The organism is Nocardia sp. NPDC127526 (assembly GCF_042672265.1).
Lineage (GTDB): Bacteria > Actinomycetota > Actinomycetes > Mycobacteriales > Mycobacteriaceae > Nocardia.
On the sequence record NZ_JBHXVO010000005.1, the window covers coordinates 72,993 to 92,039 of the forward strand.

The 19,047-nt window shown below is 68.2% G+C and carries 21 protein-coding genes; 11 read left to right on the forward strand and 10 right to left on the reverse strand.

Annotation, left to right across the window (positions count from 1 at the left end):
• Window positions 1-12 precede the first annotated feature (12 nt).
• A complete protein-coding gene (locus ACFVIV_RS11355) occupies window positions 13-225 on the reverse strand; it encodes a hypothetical protein (RefSeq protein ID WP_379195078.1) in 213 nt (70 codons plus the stop codon).
• Window positions 226-467: 242 nt separating this feature from the next.
• Here ACFVIV_RS11355 and pdxS point away from each other — a divergent pair, with 242 nt between their 5' ends.
• Window positions 468-1,388, forward strand: coding sequence for a pyridoxal 5'-phosphate synthase lyase subunit PdxS (gene pdxS / locus ACFVIV_RS11360; protein ID WP_379195080.1), 921 nt, complete (start codon window positions 468-470; stop codon window positions 1,386-1,388).
• A 96-nt stretch (window positions 1,389-1,484) separates the two neighbouring features.
• Here pdxS and ACFVIV_RS11365 read toward each other — a convergent pair whose 3' ends face one another.
• Window positions 1,485-2,243, reverse strand: a complete 759-nt coding sequence (locus ACFVIV_RS11365) for a MerR family transcriptional regulator (RefSeq protein ID WP_379195082.1) — start codon at window positions 2,241-2,243, stop codon at window positions 1,485-1,487.
• 57 nt (window positions 2,244-2,300) lie between these two features.
• Between ACFVIV_RS11365 and ACFVIV_RS11370 the strand changes: the two genes are divergently transcribed.
• The 3 genes from ACFVIV_RS11370 (at window position 2,301) to ACFVIV_RS11380 (ending at window position 5,160) form a co-directional block, all read left to right on the forward strand.
• Window positions 2,301-2,780, forward strand: coding sequence for a DUF6194 family protein (locus ACFVIV_RS11370; RefSeq protein WP_379195084.1), 480 nt, complete (start codon window positions 2,301-2,303; stop codon window positions 2,778-2,780).
• A 67-nt stretch (window positions 2,781-2,847) separates the two neighbouring features.
• On the forward strand, window positions 2,848-4,032 hold the full coding sequence (locus ACFVIV_RS11375) for an amidohydrolase family protein (RefSeq protein ID WP_379195086.1): 1,185 nt from the start codon (window positions 2,848-2,850) through the stop codon (window positions 4,030-4,032).
• Window positions 4,033-4,305: 273 nt separating this feature from the next.
• On the forward strand, window positions 4,306-5,160 hold the full coding sequence (locus ACFVIV_RS11380; RefSeq protein WP_379195088.1) for an MHYT domain-containing protein: 855 nt from the start codon (window positions 4,306-4,308) through the stop codon (window positions 5,158-5,160).
• A gap of 3 nt (window positions 5,161-5,163) precedes the next feature.
• Here ACFVIV_RS11380 and ACFVIV_RS11385 read toward each other — a convergent pair whose 3' ends face one another.
• Complete coding sequence (locus tag ACFVIV_RS11385; protein WP_379195090.1) at window positions 5,164-5,973, reverse strand: helix-turn-helix domain-containing protein; 810 nt, start codon at window positions 5,971-5,973, stop codon at window positions 5,164-5,166.
• Between the two features lie 108 nt (window positions 5,974-6,081).
• Between ACFVIV_RS11385 and ACFVIV_RS11390 the strand changes: the two genes are divergently transcribed.
• Window positions 6,082-6,492 carry a hypothetical protein gene (locus ACFVIV_RS11390; RefSeq protein WP_379195092.1) on the forward strand — a complete coding sequence of 137 codons (411 nt, stop codon included), beginning with the start codon at window positions 6,082-6,084 and terminating at the stop codon, window positions 6,490-6,492.
• A gap of 4 nt (window positions 6,493-6,496) precedes the next feature.
• A complete protein-coding gene (locus ACFVIV_RS11395) occupies window positions 6,497-6,910 on the forward strand; it encodes an SgcJ/EcaC family oxidoreductase (RefSeq protein ID WP_379195094.1) in 414 nt (137 codons plus the stop codon).
• Between the two features lie 67 nt (window positions 6,911-6,977).
• Here ACFVIV_RS11395 and ACFVIV_RS11400 read toward each other — a convergent pair whose 3' ends face one another.
• Window positions 6,978-7,976 (reverse strand): hypothetical protein, encoded by a 999-nt coding sequence (locus ACFVIV_RS11400; RefSeq protein ID WP_379195096.1) that lies wholly within the window; start codon window positions 7,974-7,976, stop codon window positions 6,978-6,980.
• 234 nt (window positions 7,977-8,210) lie between these two features.
• Between ACFVIV_RS11400 and ACFVIV_RS11405 the strand changes: the two genes are divergently transcribed.
• The gene (locus tag ACFVIV_RS11405) at window positions 8,211-8,933 is read left to right on the forward strand and encodes a helix-turn-helix domain-containing protein (protein WP_379195098.1); all 723 of its coding nucleotides are present in this window, start codon (window positions 8,211-8,213) and stop codon (window positions 8,931-8,933) included.
• On the opposite strand, the gene ACFVIV_RS11410 is transcribed toward ACFVIV_RS11405, so the two are convergent.
• Window positions 8,920-9,861: an alpha/beta hydrolase gene (locus tag ACFVIV_RS11410; RefSeq protein WP_379195100.1), complete on the reverse strand. Its 942-nt coding sequence runs from the start codon at window positions 9,859-9,861 to the stop codon at window positions 8,920-8,922. The genes ACFVIV_RS11405 and ACFVIV_RS11410 overlap by 14 nt on opposite strands.
• Before the next feature lie 66 nt (window positions 9,862-9,927).
• Between ACFVIV_RS11410 and ACFVIV_RS11415 the strand changes: the two genes are divergently transcribed.
• Complete coding sequence (locus ACFVIV_RS11415; RefSeq protein WP_379195102.1) at window positions 9,928-10,425, forward strand: SRPBCC family protein; 498 nt, start codon at window positions 9,928-9,930, stop codon at window positions 10,423-10,425.
• A 133-nt stretch (window positions 10,426-10,558) separates the two neighbouring features.
• Here ACFVIV_RS11415 and ACFVIV_RS11420 read toward each other — a convergent pair whose 3' ends face one another.
• From ACFVIV_RS11420 to ACFVIV_RS11435, 4 genes are all read right to left on the reverse strand, one after another.
• Window positions 10,559-11,770, reverse strand: a complete 1,212-nt coding sequence (locus ACFVIV_RS11420; RefSeq protein WP_379195104.1) for a DUF6236 family protein — start codon at window positions 11,768-11,770, stop codon at window positions 10,559-10,561.
• A gap of 53 nt (window positions 11,771-11,823) precedes the next feature.
• Complete coding sequence (locus ACFVIV_RS11425; RefSeq protein ID WP_379195106.1) at window positions 11,824-12,702, reverse strand: P1 family peptidase; 879 nt, start codon at window positions 12,700-12,702, stop codon at window positions 11,824-11,826.
• 166 nt (window positions 12,703-12,868) lie between these two features.
• Window positions 12,869-13,426 carry a DUF1990 family protein gene (locus ACFVIV_RS11430; protein WP_379195107.1) on the reverse strand — a complete coding sequence of 186 codons (558 nt, stop codon included), beginning with the start codon at window positions 13,424-13,426 and terminating at the stop codon, window positions 12,869-12,871.
• A 165-nt stretch (window positions 13,427-13,591) separates the two neighbouring features.
• Window positions 13,592-14,200, reverse strand: coding sequence for a hypothetical protein (locus ACFVIV_RS11435; RefSeq protein WP_379195109.1), 609 nt, complete (start codon window positions 14,198-14,200; stop codon window positions 13,592-13,594).
• A gap of 116 nt (window positions 14,201-14,316) precedes the next feature.
• Here ACFVIV_RS11435 and ACFVIV_RS11440 point away from each other — a divergent pair, with 116 nt between their 5' ends.
• Window positions 14,317-15,168: an acyl-CoA thioesterase gene (locus ACFVIV_RS11440; protein ID WP_379195111.1), complete on the forward strand. Its 852-nt coding sequence runs from the start codon at window positions 14,317-14,319 to the stop codon at window positions 15,166-15,168.
• A 189-nt stretch (window positions 15,169-15,357) separates the two neighbouring features.
• Here ACFVIV_RS11440 and ACFVIV_RS11445 read toward each other — a convergent pair whose 3' ends face one another.
• A complete protein-coding gene (locus ACFVIV_RS11445; protein ID WP_379195630.1) occupies window positions 15,358-17,049 on the reverse strand; it encodes an APC family permease in 1,692 nt (563 codons plus the stop codon).
• A 473-nt stretch (window positions 17,050-17,522) separates the two neighbouring features.
• Here ACFVIV_RS11445 and pdxT point away from each other — a divergent pair, with 473 nt between their 5' ends.
• Together pdxT and ACFVIV_RS11455 are read left to right on the forward strand one after the other, a co-directional pair.
• Window positions 17,523-18,146 carry a pyridoxal 5'-phosphate synthase glutaminase subunit PdxT gene (pdxT, locus tag ACFVIV_RS11450; RefSeq protein ID WP_379195632.1) on the forward strand — a complete coding sequence of 208 codons (624 nt, stop codon included), beginning with the start codon at window positions 17,523-17,525 and terminating at the stop codon, window positions 18,144-18,146.
• 106 nt (window positions 18,147-18,252) lie between these two features.
• Window positions 18,253-19,005 carry a YebC/PmpR family DNA-binding transcriptional regulator gene (locus ACFVIV_RS11455; RefSeq protein ID WP_379195113.1) on the forward strand — a complete coding sequence of 251 codons (753 nt, stop codon included), beginning with the start codon at window positions 18,253-18,255 and terminating at the stop codon, window positions 19,003-19,005.
• Window positions 19,006-19,047 lie beyond the last annotated feature (42 nt).

The window sequence follows — 19,047 nt, forward strand, 5'->3', positions numbered from 1 at the left end:
GCAACTCGTGACCTAGCCGCCCGGCAGCCAGATGTAGGCGGCCCACGCCCCGGCCCACACCGCCAGCATGATCAGCGTGGAGATGCGCGGCCGGTGCCGCCGCGGTTCCGGGTGCGCCGGACCCAGCCACACCGAATACGCGTCCGGATATCCGCGCCGCACCGGATCCGGCGCGTCCGCCGCCTCGGCACTGCCGCTCACCGAGATCTCCTCTCCGGAATCCATACCTGAACGGTATCTTCCCTGGTCCGCAGCTCGCCACCGACGCGGCCGGTCAGCCGTAGCGGCAGAATAGCCGCCCTACCCGGCATCCTCGAGCGGGCATTGTGATGCGGGCTACTCTGCCGGTGGCGGCAGTCCTACTCCGCCCGCGGTAGCAGTCCAGTCGTATCCGACTGGCTATGAAGTGGCCTGATGTGGACGCCTAGAATCGGGTTGTTCGATTCCGAGCGATCCGATTGGCCCAGATGACACAGGAGTTTGCCGTGACTACGCCCGAGTCCACCCCGACCATCGGCACCGCCCGCGTGAAGCGCGGTATGGCCGAGATGCTGAAGGGCGGTGTGATCATGGATGTCGTCACGCCGGAGCAGGCCAAGATCGCCGAGGACGCCGGCGCCGTCGCCGTCATGGCCCTCGAGCGGGTGCCCGCCGATATCCGCGCCCAGGGCGGCGTGTCCCGCATGTCGGATCCGGACATGATCGACGGCATCATCAGCGCCGTCTCCATCCCGGTCATGGCCAAGGCCCGCATCGGCCACTTCGTCGAGGCGCAGATCCTGCAGTCGCTGGGCGTCGACTACATCGACGAGTCCGAGGTCCTCACCCCGGCCGACTACGCCAACCACATCGACAAGTGGAACTTCACCGTTCCCTTCGTCTGTGGCGCCACCAACCTGGGCGAGGCCCTGCGCCGCATCACCGAGGGCGCGGCCATGATCCGCTCCAAGGGCGAGGCCGGCACCGGCGACGTCTCCAACGCCACCACCCACATGCGCAAGATCCGCGACGAACTGCGCCGCCTGTCCTCCCTCCCCGAGGACGAGCTCTACGTCGCCGCCAAGGAACTCCAGGCCCCCTACGAACTGGTCCGCGAGGTCGCCGAGACCGGCAAGCTCCCCGTCGTGCTGTTCACCGCCGGCGGCATCGCCACCCCCGCCGACGCCGCCATGATGATGCAGCTCGGCGCCGAGGGCGTCTTCGTCGGCTCCGGCATCTTCAAGTCCGGCAACCCCGCCCAGCGCGCCGCCGCCATCGTGAAGGCCACCACCTTCTACGACGACCCGGACGTGCTGGCCAAGGTCTCCCGCGGCCTGGGCGAGGCCATGGTCGGCATCAACGTCGACGAGATCCCGCAGCCGCACCGCCTCGCCGAGCGCGGCTGGTAACCAGCCCGTTCGCTCTTCGAACCCGAACCGCCGGAAGGTCTTCCGAGACCATCCGGCGGTTTTCGTTGTGACTCTCGACAACACCGTCCGCGGCATCTACTCGGTGACCAATCCGGACAAGCTGACCGGCGTTCGCTGAAACGACTCGAGCAGGGGAACCAGCTCCGCGGACGCTTCGAACAGCGCCCGGGATCGCGATTCGATGGTGGCTCGCCGGGTGTCCAGGGCGGCGTGGACGTCGGCCCAACGGCGGGCGTCGCGCAGATGGGGCATGAGGGTTCGCAGCGTGGTGATCCCGTAGCCCGCGAGCCGGAGCTGATGGACCACGCGGGCATCCCGGACGTCGGCGGGGGCATAGGTGCGCGGCGCGCGCGGAGCGGTGCGCGCGGGTGTGACGAGTCCGGTTGCGTCCCAATGCCGCAGCGTGGAAGTGCGGACGCCCAGGGCGGCGGCCAGCTCCGCGATGGTCATCGAATCCGACGGCCGGACATCGGCGATCGGCTCCGCCGAGATCGATTCGACGGCGGCGCAGGCGGATTCGAGGTCCCGGCGCTCCCGGTCGAGCCGCGCGTGCGCCGCGTCCAGCAGGGCCAGCAGCACCGGCCGGGGTTCGGTGCGGGCCGTGCGCACGATGCGTTTGGCCTCGACGGGCCCGACCCCCGCCGCGAGCACGCGGTACGCCCGAGCGGCCCGCACATGGACGTCCCCGTACACCCGGTACCCGCTGGGCGTGCGCCCGGCCGGCGGGAGCACGCCGTCCCGCTCGAGATTGCGGATCTGCTGGACCGAGTAGTCCGCCCGGCGCGCCACCTCGGCAGTCCGCAGCGGAGCAGAGTTGAGACTTTTCACTCCCATATCTCCCGATAGCCGCTCGAAACTCTCCACATGCACTTCAATGTAACGCTGGAACACATGACAGTCGACGACATCACCGAGTTCATCGAAGCCCTGGGCGGAGTGCTGACCCTGAAGCCGGGTCCGGGCGACGGCACCCCCGAGATCGCCTGGGGTGATCGCTTCTTCTACTACGCCCCGGACGGCCAGGTCCCGGCCGGGCAACCGTTCGCCACCATCGTCACCAAGGACTACCCGGACGACACCGCCTCCCGCCTGGACCGCCCCGGCGCCTTCCGCGTCAATGTGAACGCGGGCAGGGACGCCTTCACCCGCTGGACCGGCCACACCCCGCGCGAAACCGCCGACCGCGGCGCCGATCCGAGCCTGCCGGACACCCTGGTGGCGCACCCGGTCTACGGCGGGGCCGCCTGGCTGGCCGTGGTCAACCCTGATTCGACGACCGCCGAGCCACTGCGAGACCTGTTGCGCGCCGCCCATGATCGCGCCCGAACCCGCTACGACCGCCGCGCCGGAGACAGCCCGATCGGTCACTGAGCGATAGCGGCGACTGCTAGTTTCGAGGTGGATCTTGTCCGCCCACACGCCGATTCGGGAGTACGCAGTGAGCCTGTCGATTGTCAACGCCGCGGTCTTCGATGGTGAGTCGGCGGAGCTGGTGGAGGGGCCGGTGCACATCGAGGACGGCCGGATCGTCGCCGTTGGCGGCGGTTTCGACGCCGAGCGGGTGATCGACGCGCGCGGGCGCACGGTCCTGCCCGGATTGATCGACGCCCACTGCCACGCCTACGGCACCTCCCTGGACCTGCTCGGCATCGAGAGCAGCCCGCTGAGTTACATCGCCCTGCTGGGGGCGCGCCGGTTGCGCGCGGCGCTGTATCGCGGGTTCACGACCGTGCGGGACGTGGCGGGCGGCGATGCCGGGCTGGCGCGCGCCATCAGCGAAGGCCTCATCGAGTCGCCGCGCTACCTGTACACCGGTGCGGCGCTGAGTCAGACCGGCGGACACGGCGATCCGCGCGGGGTCGACATGGACGTGTGCGGGTGTCACTCGAATATGACCGAGGTGGTCGACGGCGTCGACGCGGTGCGCCTGGCCGTGCGCGATCGGTTCCGCCGCGGCGCGCACGCGATCAAGATGATGACCTCCGGCGGCGTCATGTCGCTGACCGATCCGATTCGGATACCGCAGTATTCGGCCGAGGAGATCCGCGTCGCCACCGATGAAGCCGCCCGCCGCGGCAGTTATGTTGCCGCCCACGCCTATTCGCCCGAAGCCATCCGCCATTCGGTCCGCAACGGCGTGCGCTCGATCGAGCACGGAAACCTCCTCGACGCCGAAACCGCCGCTCTGATGGCCGAACACGGCGCGTTCCTGGTGCCGACCCTGGCCACCTACGACGCCATGGCGCGCCGCGGTCGAGAGGTCGGCCTGGCGCCCGTGTCGGCGGAGAAGAACCTCGAGGTTCTCGACGCCGGCGCCGAGGCCGTCGCCCTGGCCCGGGCGGCCGGCGTGCGCGTCGGCTTCGGCACCGATCTGATGGGCGCACTGGAAGACGAACAGCTGCAAGGCATCCGGCTCCAGGTCGAGATCGACGGCCCCTTCCTCGCCCTGCAATCGATGACCTCGGTGAACGCCGATCTGCTCGGCCGCCCCGACCTCGGCCGCGTCCGCCCCGGGTGCGCCGCGGACCTGCTCATTGTCGACGGCGACCCGTTCACCGATCCGGCCGTGCTCTGGAAGGGCGCGCGCACGGTCGTCCGAGCCGGTGCACCGCTCGGCGACTGAGAGTCACCGCCCGGGCCGTCCTGTGCCGCAGCAGGTTTCAGGGCCGCCCGGAAGTTGCGGGCCGGGCGCGAGCCGTCCAGGGCGCTAGACGGGGAATCGCGGGCGGCGGTACGGGTGCATGCAGTCCCGCTACCTGCGCGCATGCGGCTCAGCAAACTCCAAATCTTTTCCAGGATTGTGCTGCGGCAAATTTACTACCTGGAGCTTTGTGGTTAATGTTCGGCGCTATCACCGGTGAACAGTCGACATCAGAGCTTCTGGCAAGGAGTCCGCATGCTGGAAATCGACCAATTCACCTATGGCTGGCTGAATCCGCTGCTGGCCTATCTCATGTCCGTCACCGGATCGTTGCTGGCCTTGCGCTGCATGGTGCGGGCGCGCAATCAGCACGGGCACGGCGGTTGGGTGGCCATCGGGGCGGTGGCCCTGGGCGGCACCGGGATCTGGGTCATGCATTTCATTGCGATGCTGGGGTTTTCGGTGCGCGAAGCCCACATTCGATACAACGTGCCGATCACGGTGGCCAGTGCGCTCATCGCCATGGGCGTGGTGTGGATGGGGCTGTCGATCGTGGTGCACCGGCACGGCGGTGAGGGATTCGCGCTGCTGGTGGGCGGGACCGTCACCGGACTCGGGGTGGGGGCCATGCACTACTCGGGCATGTACGCCATGAAAACCGATGCGGCGGTGCGATACGACTCGTGGATCGTGCTGCTGTCGCTGCTGATCGCGGTGGTGGCGGCGACGGCGGCGCTGTGGTTCGCGCTGCACGTGCAGGGGATCGTGGCGACCGTGGGCGCGGCGCTGATCATGGGAATCGCGGTGTGCGGCATGCATTACACGGGCATGTTCTCCATGCGCGCCCATATGGCCGAGCACATGCACATGCCGTCGGGGGCGCAGCCGGCGCAATTGCTGACCCCGCTCATCATCGCGGTCAGCATGGTCACCCTGCTGATGCTGCTGCAGGTGGGCATCACCGATGTGGACGAGCCGGATCTCAGCCGCATCCGCGGGCAGTACGCCAGCCGGTACTGGCCGAGCACGGGCGGCCGCGGCGCGCACCGCCGGTTCGATCCCGACGACTTTCCCACCGAGACCTTCCCGGCCAAGCGCCGTCGCGAGTGAGGGTCATCGCGGTGCGGGGACCCCATCGGGAGCCGGTTCGCCGGCGAGGACGCGCAGCGCGTTCGCGGTGAAATCATCCAGGGGGTAGAACAATTCGATCGCCAGCTCCGACAGGGTGACATCGGCGGGCGCGCCGAACGCCACCATGGTGCTGAACAATCGCAGCTCACCCAGCGGGGTGCGAATGCGCAGCGGCACCGCGAACGGTCCCGCGATCTCCTCGTCGTCTTCTTCCAGTTCGGGCGGGTACGGATACCCGGACACCTCGTCGTACAGCTCGCGCAGCACCGGGTCGCCGGTGGACTTGACCTGCCGGAGCAGGCGATCGAGCAGGTTCTCCCGCACCTGCCGATAGTTGACCAGATGCGAAGGAGCGGAGGGGCTTTCCGGATACAGGGCGAGCCGGTACATGTTCGGCGTCCGGTCCGCGATCGGCTCGGGCACCGCGCCCTCGAACAGCCCCATCGCCCGATTGGTGGTCACCACGTTCCAATACCGGTCCACCGCCACCGCCGGATACGGCTCGTGCGTGGCCAGCATGGTCTCCAAGGCCGTTCGCGCCGCGGCCATTTCGGCGTCGTCGAGACTGCTCTCCCGATACTCCGGCGCGAACCCGCCCGCCATCAGCAGCGTATTGCGTTCGCGCAGCGGCACATCCAGCACCTCGCTGAGCCGCAGCACCATGGCGCGACTGGGTTGCGCCTTCCCGGTCTCGATACAGGACACGTGCCGCGCCGAACTATCGGCCGCCAATGCCAGATCCAGCTGACTCAACCGCCGCCGCTGCCGCCACTCCCGCAACAATGTGCCCACCGCAGACCCCTGACCCGTCACCCGCCCAGCCTATCCATCCGAGGTGAACCCCTCCATGACCTCCGAGGTCATTGAGACCATGACCACGCGACTGGCACGGTCGATCCCATGACAACGACGACCCTCCCGGACATCGGGGCCGCACCCGGTTTCCTCCGCACCGCACTGAGGCTGGACGGCTGGAGCACCGGCGTCTTCGGCGCCGTCCTGCTGGCCGCCGCGCCGATCCTGAGCGAGCCCCTCGGCCTGCCGACCTCCTGGTCGATCCCCTTCGGCGTCGCCATGCTCGGCGGTGCCATCGCCCTGTTGCTCATTGCGGGATATCCGGCCGTCCCCGCTCGTCTCGCGACGGCGGTCGTGGCCGTCAACGCGCTGTCGGCGGTCGCGCTGACCCTGCTCGCCTTCGCCGACCTGATTCCCCTGACCGCGTGGGGGCGTGCGTTCCTGCTCGTCGGAGCCGCGGTCGTCGCCGTCTTCGGCGCCATCGAATATGTCGGCCTGCAGCGTGAGGAGAAGTAGCGCCATGACCACGAACCAGCATGACGAAACAGCCCTGCGCGCCCTCCTGCGCGCCCAGGCCGACGCGTGGGCGGCCGGCGACGGCGCGGCCTTCGCCGCCACCTTCACCGACGACGCCGACTTCGTCTCGGTCATCGGTGAATTCATTCAAGGCCGGGCCGAAATGACCACGGAGATGCAGCAGGGCTTCGACGGTTTCATGAAGGGCACCCGGATGTCCGAGCCCGCCACCCTGAAAATCCGCTTCCCCGCACCCGATACGGCAATCATGATCACCCAGGGCGTCCGGCCCAGCCGCCCCGACAACCCGGCTGGCCCCGACGAGCAGTCCATCCAGACCCGGGTGGCGGTGCGCGCCAATGGAACCTGGCTGTTCACCAGCTTCCAGAACACCCGGGTGACCCAATTCCCGGCCTGAGCGCTTCGCTGTGCCGCGAAATCCGGGCGATGGACGGCGACGGCCGATCGGGGCTCTCGCCGGGCTTTCAGATCGCTGCGGTCGAGGCGGGGCTGGTCGGGCGGCAGATGTCGGCGAGGGCGCGGAAGGCGCGTTTCGGGGTGAGCGTGCCGTCGGACATGACCTTGCAGACGCCGAAGGAGGCGAGGTCGAGATCGAAATGGGGGTCGGGGTCGTGGGGGAGGGTGTAGCCGGCGAAGGTGTACCAGAAGGCGGTGTCCACCGATTCCTCCTCGAAGAAGCGGAAGAGCTCTCGCATGTAGCGGGCCGGTTCTTCCTCGTCGCGAATGTAGTCGCCTTCGATGTACGGGGGATCGGCGTCGTAGTCGACTATGTTCCAGCCCATTCCATTGTGTTCGGCCGCGCCGCGGTAGGTGCAGCAGCCGACCTCGGTCACCGCGATCGGTTTGCCCAACTGTCGCAAGGCGCGCAGGCCCTCGCGGTAGGCGGGGTGGGCGGGATCGCCGTAGGCGTCGATGCCGATGATGTCGAAGGGAGTCCAGTCGATGTTCTCCCAGGTGCCTGCGGCGTAGGTGAGCTTGCCGCCGAAGCGTTTCCGGGCGGCTGCGGCGATATCGGCCAGGGCGGCGTTGATTCGGGCGCTCATTTCGGGCAGGCCCGCGAGGTTCGATGGGTCGCCATTGGTGAAGGTCGCGATCCGGGTGAACGTGTCGGCGCCGGGGAGGAATCCGGAACCGAAAAGGCTCAGCTCGCAGCCGGTGACGAGGACCGCGGCGCCGATCGTCTCGGCGCGATCCGCGCACTCGGCGAAGTACGGCAGCATCTGCTCGGCGGACAATTCGCAGGGGAAGGGGGAGAGCCAGACCTCCAGCCCGGCATCGGTGGCATGCCGCGCGGCGATGGTCAGGCGTTCCGGATCGCCGCCGGTGATGCGGACCGCATCGCAGTGCAGGTCCTCGGCGATGATCCGCAATTCCCTTCGCACGGTGTCGGAGTCGAGGACCGGACGCGATCCGCGGCCGCCGGGGGCGAAGCCCGTGTCGTAGGTGATGCCTCGTGCTCGCATGGTGTGCTCCTCGAATCGTGCGGGGCCCGTTGAACAATCCGGACCTTAGGCAGGAATCGAAATTCAATACAACGAACCACTCCCGCAAATTGCCGTGTCTGCGCAGTTCAGGGCGGTGATGCCCAATTGCAACGACGGTGCCGGTTAATGCTCGCTGAAATGCGAGTGCGTTGCAACGACATACGCGCTGATCGCATACTGGCGCGGAGACGATCCGACCGGGAAGGCGGCCGAATGCCGGGACGCAGACTGACCGCGAACGACCGCCGGCAGATCGCCGCCGGTCTGGCGCAAGGGCTCGACCACGCCGAAATCGCAAGGCGTCTGGGCCGTCCCACCTCGACGATCAGCCGCGAGGTCGCCCGCAATGGCGGCCCGGGCCGCTACCGCGCGGATCTGGCGCAGCTCGCCACCACCCACCGCGCCCGTCGCACACCCCGCCCGGTCGCCCCACCGCCGATCAGCGAACCCGCCGGCCCCGCCCCCGAGGTGGCGGCCGCGATCATGCGCGACCTCACCGCGGCCCTCGTCGAGACCGGCGTGCCGCGCACCGCCGCCGCCATCCTGGCCTGCCTCTTCACCGCCGAATCCGGCAGCCGCACCGCCGCCGAACTCGCGCAGCACCTCCAGGTCAGCGCCGCCACCGTGTCCCAAGCGGTCGGCCTGCTGGAAGCGCAGGGCCTGCTCCTGCGCGGCCGCGACCCCCACAGCAGACGCCAGCGCTACTTCCTCGACGACGACGCCGGCATGCGCACCGTCCTGGCCAGCGCCCGCGCCAACCAGCGCCTCGCCGCCACTGCCCACCGCGCCGCGCACACCTTCGGCCCCGACACCCCCGCCGGCGCCCGCCTGGCGGCAGCCGCCGAATTCCTCGAACAAGTCGGCAACGACATCATCCGATCCGCGGAACGCCGGCGCGCCGGCCTCGACTCGGCCCGAGCGCTCAGGCCCCGATAGCCCGAGCCAAATGCGGCCACGAATCGTGCAGATCAGTCTGGAATTGCCCCCACGTATGCGACCCCACCGGCCTGTTGACATACACCGGCGCCATCCCGAGCTGTGACAATCGCGCCGCGAACTTCCCCGTGCACGAAGCCGCGATCGCCTCGATAACCGGTGACGGCAGCCCGCCCTGATCGATCGCCCCCGGAATCCCCGACGCGGCCGACAGATAAACCGCCTTGCCGCGCAACCGCTCCGCGCTCAGGAACGGATCGTGCGATCGCCACACCTCCCCACCCGGCGCGCCCCACATATTCCCCGGATTCCCACCTCCGCGCAGCACCACCGCACTCGCCATGGCGACCCCCGCCGAATCGGAACTCCACGGACACCCGCTGTAAGACGCGACCGCACTGTACTTCTCACCGCCCTGCACAGCCAGATCGATCGCCGACCCCCCACTCATCGAAACCCCCGCGACAGCATTGCGCCCCGTAGTCCCGAACCGCTCGTCGATCACCCCCGGCAACTCCGACACAAGATACGTCTGCCAGCGATTCCTCCCCATAATCGGATCATCCGCAACCCAATCGGTATAGAGACTGAAAGCCCCTCCCGTAGGCAACACCACATTGACGTTCTTGTCCGCGAAGAACTCTCGAATATCGGTGTCATCCCACCAAGAAATCCCATCCTCCCCACCACCCGCCCCCGTGAGCAGATACAACGTCGGCGCAGCCCCACCGCCAGCGGCCCGGATCACCCGATTGGACACCACCCGATCCATGGCGGGCGAATACACGTCAACCTGCGAAATACGTTCCCCAATAGGAACTTCTCCGACCACCCGCGCCCCCTGCGGAGCAGCCGCGGCAGGCTGGACCAGGATGACGGAGGCAGCGACTATACACGCGAACAAAGCCCAGATCTTGAAACCGGTCACCACTCCGTTGTACCCACCGCAGCCCCAGAATTTGCCGGAATGTGTCGTAACCCCTTGTGAGAGGGCGTGATAGCAAACCGACTGGCACGATGTACCCATGAAGTACGTGCCGGTCACAGTCGAATCGCCCTGCCGCGCTTCGACGAAAACCGCCTTCGACGTAATCGTCCCGATCAATCTGTCACTCATCTTCACCGGAATGGGCCCGCTGCCAGCGTCCGCAACCAGTCCGGTCCCTGGACCGAAACCGGCCGCACCCGCCAACCACTACTCTCGGACGGCACCACCGCAACCGAGCGCCTCATCGAATACACACCCCCGCACAGCTTCGCCTACGAGCTCACCGGATTCACCGGCCCGCTGCGCTGGCTCATCGCCCGGGTGCGCGGGGAGTGGACCTTCACCCCCGACGGCCCGAACTCCGTAGTGCGCTGGACATATTCATTCTTCCCCCGCCCCGGCCGCCGCCTGCTGATCCAAACCGTGGCCGCCCCACTGTGGCGCCGCTACGCCAAGGCCACGCTAGCGCGCGCGGTGGTGCTGGTCGAGCAGGCTGAGCGGTGAAACCGCCACCCGGATCGAAGCCCTCGTGGGCCGAGGGCATCCCGCGATCCGACGCCCGAGGCCATCGACTGCGCGCTCGCGGCCGTGGCGGCCTCGCCCTGAGCGATGTGGATTTCGTTGTGCGACGACAGCTTCAGGTCAAGTCTCTGATAGCTCTCGATGGCGGGAATCGGCGCAGGCGTTCGGGACCTGACGGGGATTTCAAGGATCGTCGGAGTCGGAGCAGGTAGCCAACCGGGCTCTCACGGATCACGTCTTCGCGTTGCCTGTGCCACTGGACCGGGGAATTGACCAAATGTGCCGCCAACACGGCCGGACCTGCAACTGCGGGTGGGAGTCCCACGAAGTCGGCTGCTGCTGCCGCCAAGGTCGGTAGCGCGACGGATTTGATCGTTACCAACCCACGAACGCACCCAAGGTTCACGCTTCTCAAGCGATCACCGAGATCGTTCAACTGTTTTTCGAGTGTGGAACGGACCTCGGAATTGAGGTATTCCATGTACAATCGAACGTCTCGGACGCTCTCGAGCGCCGCGAGACCCTCGGCTTGTTCCGTCACGTATAGGCGGAAGGAATCGAGCTCCCCCTTGAATTTCTCGCGGACTTCCAGGATTCGCTCGACAGGAACCCGATCCAATTGGTCAGGGATCGCAGTGGCGAATGCCAGCATGACGCAGGAGTTCGCGATCCCGGGCCGCGCCGTCGGTGTTTCTCGGAATTGACTATCGAGGAGTATCTCGATATTCCGGTCGAGGGATGATCGGTACAGAGCCGAGAGCGCCAATTCTTCGTCGGTAATCGGATGAAGGTGGTTTTCGAGTGCGATTCGCTCCACCAGCGCACAGGTGTACGTAGTCGCGAGCGCCGGGTGCATGCCGAGCCACTCTGTGGTTCGGCCGCGAGTCGGGACTGCCAGGCCGGCGGCGACCGCGGCGTCGATTGTGGCGGGAGTCAGCTCGCCGACGTGAACGTACCCCAATTGCCGATTCAGGGAGGCGGTTTCGATATTGGGGCTTGCCGCATAGCCTTCAGGGGTCGCGCCAAACTTCGGCGAAATGTGCCATTCCTGTAGATGATTGATTCCGAACCGCTGCTCAAGAGCAATGGTGTGTGCCACGATGGCGTCGGTGAAGGCGTGCCCGACTGCTTGTATAACCGAATGCGGGGGCTCGATGTCGAGTAGCCATCCTGCTTCCTGGTGGAGAACCTGCGCGGTCGGTGAATCGTAGGTGGTATATGGAGATGGACGCAGGCGTGCCAGCTTGGGCCAATACAGGGCGGCGTATTTCAGCCAGTTCTCGTCCTGAATATGAACGTACGGGTAGTACAGCGCTATTGGATGCACTGCGTGCCAGTCCCTCGATCGATTGGTTCTGCCGTGCACCAGTTTAAGTGGTGTCAGTCACCCGCGTGCTGAGTCGCCAATGAGCGGATGGCCTCGGTGACCGTGGCCAGGGCCATCAAGCGGATCACGTCGACGTTGGATTCGACCTGACCGGTTGCGGCGGCGATGAAGCCGTCGCCGTCGAAGCGGGTGTGGGGTGGGGTGAGGGCTCGGGAGAGGCCGTCGTGGGCGCCTTGGGCGACTATGTGGCAGGCGGTCTTGTCGAGGCGGGCGTTGGTGAGGATGGCGCCGATCGTGGTGTGGGCGCGGGGGTTTGCGAAGTCGAAGGGGCGGTTGAGTTGGGCTACGGCGTCCAGGGAGATGTCGGAGGTGCCGGGGTCTATGTCGCCGAAGGCGTTGACCACGCAGAGGGCGCCGACGATGACGTCGTCGAGGCGGCGTTCGGCGTAGGCGATGCCGCCGGGGCGGCGGAGGTCGGGGCCGCGCCAGTGCGAGGTGTAGGCGCCGGAGCCGGCGCCTATGCGGCCGTGCAGGATTTGCTCGCCGGTGGTGGCCAGGGCGGCGGCGTAGCCGTCGGCCGCGGTGGGACGGGTGGCCGGATCGCCGACGGCGAGGTCGAAGAGGGCCATGGTGGGGACGATGGGGACCGCGCCGCCGGGGGTGGGGACGCCGCGGCCCTGTTCCTCGAGATAGCGCATGACGCCGTCGGCTGCGGCCAGGCCGAAGGCGGAGCCGCCGGTGAGCAGGATGGCGTCGACGGTGGCGACGGTCTTGTCGGGGGCGAGGGCGTCGAGTTCGCGGGTGGCGGGGGCGCCGCCGCGGACCTCACAGGAGGCGATGGTCCACTGCGGCAGGGTGAGGACGGTGCAGCCGGTTTCCGCGACCGGGTCCGACCAGTGGCCGATGCGGACTCCGGGGATTCCGATGGTCATGCGCCCCTCCGTTCTCGCGCAGCGGCTTGCGATGCGCGCCTGTTGAATTCGCAGACTGGATCGATCATCTCACCGGGAGGGAGCGTCGGCGGTCGGCAGTGGCGAGTGCCACGCCGAGGCGCTCGGGCCGATTCCCGAGAACCCGCGCGGTGACTGCGCCGGGATCTCAGGCCCGGCGGGTGCGGAGCGCGCGGAGGTAGCGGCGGCGGTAGACGCGTTGGGCCAGGAGCAGGACCGGAAACAGGGTGCGCCACAGTCCGGCGGGCGCGGGGCCGGTGTGGGAACGCAGCGTCAGCCAGACCGTGCCGTCGGCAGCCCGATGCACGATGAACGCCTCCTCCCCGGACACGGGATGGCCGGGCAATGTCCCGTAGGAGAAGCCCGCCCGCTCCGGCGTGTCGACCACCGCGACCACTCGCACCGGCTCGTGCACGGTGAACGGCCCGAATCCGGCGGTAATGCGGTAGTCCGCGCCCTCGACCGCGCGAACACCGTCAGTGGTCAAGGGCGTGACCCGAAAACCGCTGCGCCGCTTGACGCCCCACTCGCGCACGGCGGTCGAAGCGGCCTGCCAGTCGGCATCGCCCTCGCCGATGACCACGGTCCGCTCGAACCGGCGGTAACCCGCGATCGCGGCAGGCCACTCGACGGCAGCGGGTGCGGTGACGCCGACCGGGACGTAGGTGAAGGCGGAGGAGTGCTGTGCCCGGCTCTCGGAAGTCATAGGAGTTCCTGTCGATGGCGGTATCCGGATCGCGACAGTAGCCCATGGTGGGGGATCGATGCTCCGCCACCGCCGGTCCCACACTCCGGTGCCTGGCTGCCCGGCACTCCCCGCTGCCCGCTGCTCCGCACTTCCAGTACCCGGCGGCCGACCTCGCCGAACCGCCTAGCCGACGCGTACGGCGGGGCGATCCGGGTGGTCCCACGCGACCGTCAGATCGGGTTCTCCGGCCTGCGCATGGTGTTCGCGCAGTGCGGCGAGGGTGAATTGCTCGTCCGGGTCGGTGCCGCGTCGCAGCGCGGCTTCGGACATGCGCAGGCCGACGGTGAGGTCGAAGGTGAGGCCGCGGCCCAGGAGCATGGGGCCGGCGACGAGGAGAACCGTCCCGGCGGCGGCGGGACGGATGCGCGCGCGGGCGGAGCGGTCGGTGCGTTCGTTCCAGAGCGCCGGGAGCCAGCGGTCGTGTTCGCGAAGTGCTTGCAGGACTTCGCGATCGAGACCGGCGTAGTCGAACCACAGCGTGCGATAGGACAGTTCGTCGGCGTGGCCGTGCTCGTAGCGCAGGGAGGCGGGGCGGACGAAATCGTGCAGGGAGACGATGTCGGCGGGGCGGCCCGCGGCGCGCAGGAGGTCGGCGACCGCGCGGGCGACGGAGAGGGGGTCGGCGGCGTCGGCGCCGTCGACGGCGATCACCGCGTGGCCCGGCAGGTCGGCGGCGCGCTGCGCGAGCAGATCGAGCAAAGCGTCGGGGGTGATGGCGGCGAAGGCGGGCACGGGTCCATCATGATCGATGGGCGGGAGTGGCGGCGGATGGTGTTGTGGCAGGTCCTGCGGGTGGGTTCAGTGAACGGCTGTTAACCTGAGCCGACGATTCGGAAGGGAACGGGTGCATGGCGACGATCGAAGAGGCGCTGGAGATCGAGCGGCTCGAGCGTGACATCTTCCGGGGCGCGTCGACCAAGACGCAGCTGCCGCGCACATTCGGCGGGCAGGTCGCCGGGCAGGCGCTGGTGTCGGCGGTGCGGACGGTGGAGCCGGAGTTCCAGGTGCATTCGCTGCACGGGTACTTCCTGCGGCCGGGCAACCCGCAGGAGCGCACCGTATACCTGGTCGATCGCATTCGCGACGGGCGCTCGTTCTGCACCCGGCGCGTCACCGGCGTGCAGAACGGCGAGGCCATCTTCACCATGTCGGCCTCCTTCCATCGCGGCGACGAGGGGCCCGAGCATCAGGACGATATGCCGACCGTGCCTGTGCCGCAGGATCTTCCGGACGCCCGCACCTCCATGAGCCCGGAGCGGCTGTGGGCCATGCGGGAGTGGGAGCACTGGGATATCCGCACCATCCCGCAGGAGCAGGTGGACCGTCGCGGCGGGCTGGCCGCACAGCAACAGGTGTGGTTCCGCTACCGGCACCCGCTGCCCGACGACCCGCTGTTCCACGTGTGCACCCTCGCCTACATGAGCGATATGACGCTGCTCGGATCCTCGAAGGTGCCGCATCCCGACGAGCCGACCCAGAACGCCTCCCTCGATCACGCCATGTGGTTCCTGCGCCCGTTCCGCGCCGACGACTGGCTGCTCTACGACCAGCAGTCGCCCTCGGCCGGATTCGGGCGCGCACTCACCGGCGGCCGCATCTGGAATCAGAAGGGTGAACTGGTCGCGGCCGTCGTGCAGGAGGGGCTGATCCGCACCCCGCGCGACAAGAACGCGAAGTCGTACCCGCCGGGCACCAACTGACTACTCCTCAGGTCGAGGCGGCGACCGTCCCCCCGTCATTCCGGCATGCTTTTGGCCGGAATCCACGAAACCGTTGATGCACAGACGGTGTGGATCCCGGCCAAGAGCGCGCCGGGATGACGGGGGTATCGCGTCGGGATGACGGGGGTATCGCGTCGGGATGACGGGGTGTGAAGCCGCCGTCAGTGGTCAGGCCGTCTGCACCCGCAGATGGCAGACCACCGTGTCCGGCATCTTCCGCAGCACCCGCTCCAGCTCATCACTGCGATGACTGGGCAGCACCTTGTTCCATCCCGCCGGCGGTTCGATCTCCGCGATCACCACGACCTTGCGCCGCCCGGGGAACGTATCGCGCACATACCGCGCGACCGGTCCGCCGACGGTGGCATCGCCGTCCTCCAGCAGGATCAGCCGCACCTCGGGATGCCACGCCTCCCACTCCTTGGTGAACACGGTGATGTTCTCCCCGGGCAGGCACACGTGCACCGCGACCACATCCCGCCCCAGCGACATGGCCGCCGACAGCGCCTCGCGGCTCAGCTCCGACACCTCCGAGACCGGCACCACGATCGCGGTCTCGCTCGCCTTGGGCGTCTCCGGCACGCACCCCGCACCCCGGCAGCCGTCGATCTTGCGGTAGGTCTTGCGAATTCGCTCCATGGCCACCACCAGCAGCGGCAGCACCACCACGATCAGCCACGCGCCCTCGGTGAACTTCATGGCCGTGGTCACGATGGCCGCCACGAAGGTCAGCAGCGCACCGAACCCGTTGAGCCCTATCCGCCACTTCCACCCCTGTCCGCGCGTGGCCGGCCAATGCCGCACCATCCCGACCTGCGCGATGGTGAACCCCACGAACACGCCGATCGCGAACAACGGCACCAGCGCGTTCATATTGCCGTTCGACGCCGCCAGCAGCACCGCCGCCGAAACACCCAGCGCCAGTACGCCGAACCGATACACCTGCCGCGGTGAGGCCACCGCGAACCGGTGCGGCAGGCAGTTGTCGTCGGCCAGGATCTTGGTCAGCGTCGGCAGCCCGCCGTAGGAGGTGTTGGCCGCCAGCGCCAGCAGGATCACCGTCGCGAATTGCACCACGTAGTAGGCGATTCCATGCCCCAGCGCCGCCTCGGTGAGCTGCGACAGCACGGTCGTGCCCTCGAGCGGATGCACCTCGAACTTCTCGATCAGCGTCGCCAGCCCGAGCAGCATGACGCCCAGCAGCACACCCAGCGCCACTTCCGCGCGCTGCGCCCGCCGCGCCTTGGGCTGCGCGAAGCTCGGCACCGCGTTCGCGATCGCCTCCACCCCGGTCAGCGCCGCACAACCACTGGAGAAAGCCTTGAGCAGCAACAGAATTCCAATGGTGTGCGCATCGGTCACCACCGCCGCGCCGGTCGCCACGCCGGCCGGTTCCGCCCGCAGCAGCCCGCCGATGATCACCGCGAAGATGCCGAGCACGAACACGATCGTCGGAATCATGAAGGCGCGGGCGCTCTCCCGGATCCCGTACAGATTCAGCGCCGTGATGCCCACCAGCACCGCGAGACAGATTTCCACGGTGTAGGCGTGCAGCCCGGGGAACGCGGAGGTCAGCGCGGCCACGCCGGCGGCGATCGACACCGCCACATTCAGCACGTAGTCGACGATGAGCGAGGCCGCCGCCACCAGGCTGGTGCGATGCCCGAGCCGCTCCTTGGCCACCGCGTACGCGCCGCCGCCGTTCGGGAAGGCGGCGATGACCTGCCGATACGACGCGATGAGCACCGCCAGCAACACCACGATGGCCGCCGTCACCGGCAGGGTGAAGCCGAGCCCCGCCGCACCCGCGGTGGCCAGCACCAGCACGATGGCTTCCGGACCGTAGGAGACCGACGCCATGGCGTCGAGCGAGAGCCCGGCCAATCCGGTGGACACCGTCAGCCCGTGACCCGCCTTGCGCCGCAACCTGATTGGCCCCCGCGTGCGGCGAGACTCCGGCCAACGGCCCGCATCGCCGCTCCCGCCGGAATCCGGATGCCAGTCGCCGCCTCGTCCGCTCGGATCCGAATGCGAGTCTCCGACTCGATGCGCGGCCGGGTGCGGTTCGGCCGCGCTCGAGTTGGTCGCGCCCGTGGTGTCGGAGTGCCCGTCCGGATTCTGGTTCAGCCCGTTTCGGGCGATGGTTCGCTCGGCTCGGATCATTCCCCGGGAACGGGGCGGCGGCATGCCTACTCCACCGCGCGGGCCGGGCGTGGATTGCGGTAACGCATCAGTCACTCGGGCGAGTGTGCGCGCCCCCTACCAGACTGGTCATCCGTCCTAACGATTCCTTCACACCCTGGGTGAGCAGGGCCACACCGCCCGCGAAAAGTATGCTCGACGGCGTGACTCCGAGGATTGGTGTGCTGGCATTGCAGGGTGACGTGCGCGAACATGTGCACGCGCTGGCGGCGTGCGGGGCCGAGCCGGTGGCCGTGCGCCGTGAATCCGAGCTGGCCGCGATCGACGGCCTGGTCATCCCGGGCGGTGAATCCACCGCCATCAGCAAGCTCCTCGAGGTCTTCGATCTGCTCGAACCGCTGCGGCAGCGGCTGCGCGACGGACTGCCCGCCTACGGGTCCTGCGCGGGCATGATCCTGCTGGCCTCCGAGGTGCTCGACACCCGCCCGGATATGCAGCCGCTGCACGGCATCGATATGACGGTGCGGCGCAATGCCTTCGGCCGCCAGGTCGATTCCTTCGAGACCGATCTGGAGTTCACCGGCCTGGACGACGGCCCGGTGCGTGCGGTGTTCATCCGGGCGCCCTGGGTGGAGCGGGCCGGTGCCGGCGTCGAGGTGCTGGCCACGGTGCCCTCGGGCCCGGCGGCCGGGCGGATCGTCGCGGTGCGCCAGGGCACCGTGATGGCCACGTCCTTCCATCCCGAGGTGACCGGTGACCTGCGCGTGCACAAGCTGTTCGTCGACACCGTGGTTCGGCCGCGCGCCGGAGTATGACTGGTACAAGATCATGGGTGCGCGGCCGTCCCGACGGCGCGCAGTAGACTGGGGCCTCGCTGTCCGTCCGCGGGCGACGTTGCCCCCTGAACCGAGGAAGTAGGGAATGAGCGGCCACTCCAAATGGGCCACCACCAAGCACAAGAAGGCTGCGATCGATGCCAAGCGCGGCAAGCTGTTCGCCAAGCTGATCAAGAACATCGAGGTGGCGGCCCGGACCGGTGGTGGTGACCCGGACGGCAACCCGACCCTGTGGGACGCGATTCAGAAGGCGAAGAAGTCGTCGGTCCCGAACGACAACATCGAGCGCGCCCGCAAGCGCGGTTCCGGTGAAGAGGCCGGCGGCGCCGACTGGCAGACCATCATGTACGAGGGCTACGGCCCCAATGGTGTTGCGGTGCTGATCGAATGCCTCACCGACAACCGCAACCGCGCCGCCGGCGAGGTGCGCGTGGCCATGACCCGCAATGGCGGCAATATGGCCGACCCGGGTTCGGTCGCCTACCTGTTCAGCCGCAAGGGCGTCATCACGCTGGAGAAGAACGGTCTCTCCGAGGACGATGTGCTCATGGCCGTGCTGGACGCCGGCGCCGAAGAGGTCAACGATCTCGGCGAGGAGTGGGAGGTCATCTCCGAGCCCGGTGATCTGATCGCCGTCCGCACCGCGCTGCAGGGCGCCGGCATCGACTACGAGTCCGCCGAGTCCGGCTTCCAGCCGTCCATGTCGGTGGCCGTGGACGCCGATACCGCGCGCAAGGTCTTCAAGCTGGTCGACGCCCTCGAAGACAGCGATGACGTGCAGAACGTCTACACCAATGTCGATATCTCCGACGAGGTGCTCGCCGAACTCGACGCCTGATCGAGCCCAGCGACCAGACGAAGGCCGCCTCCGCTGTCGGAG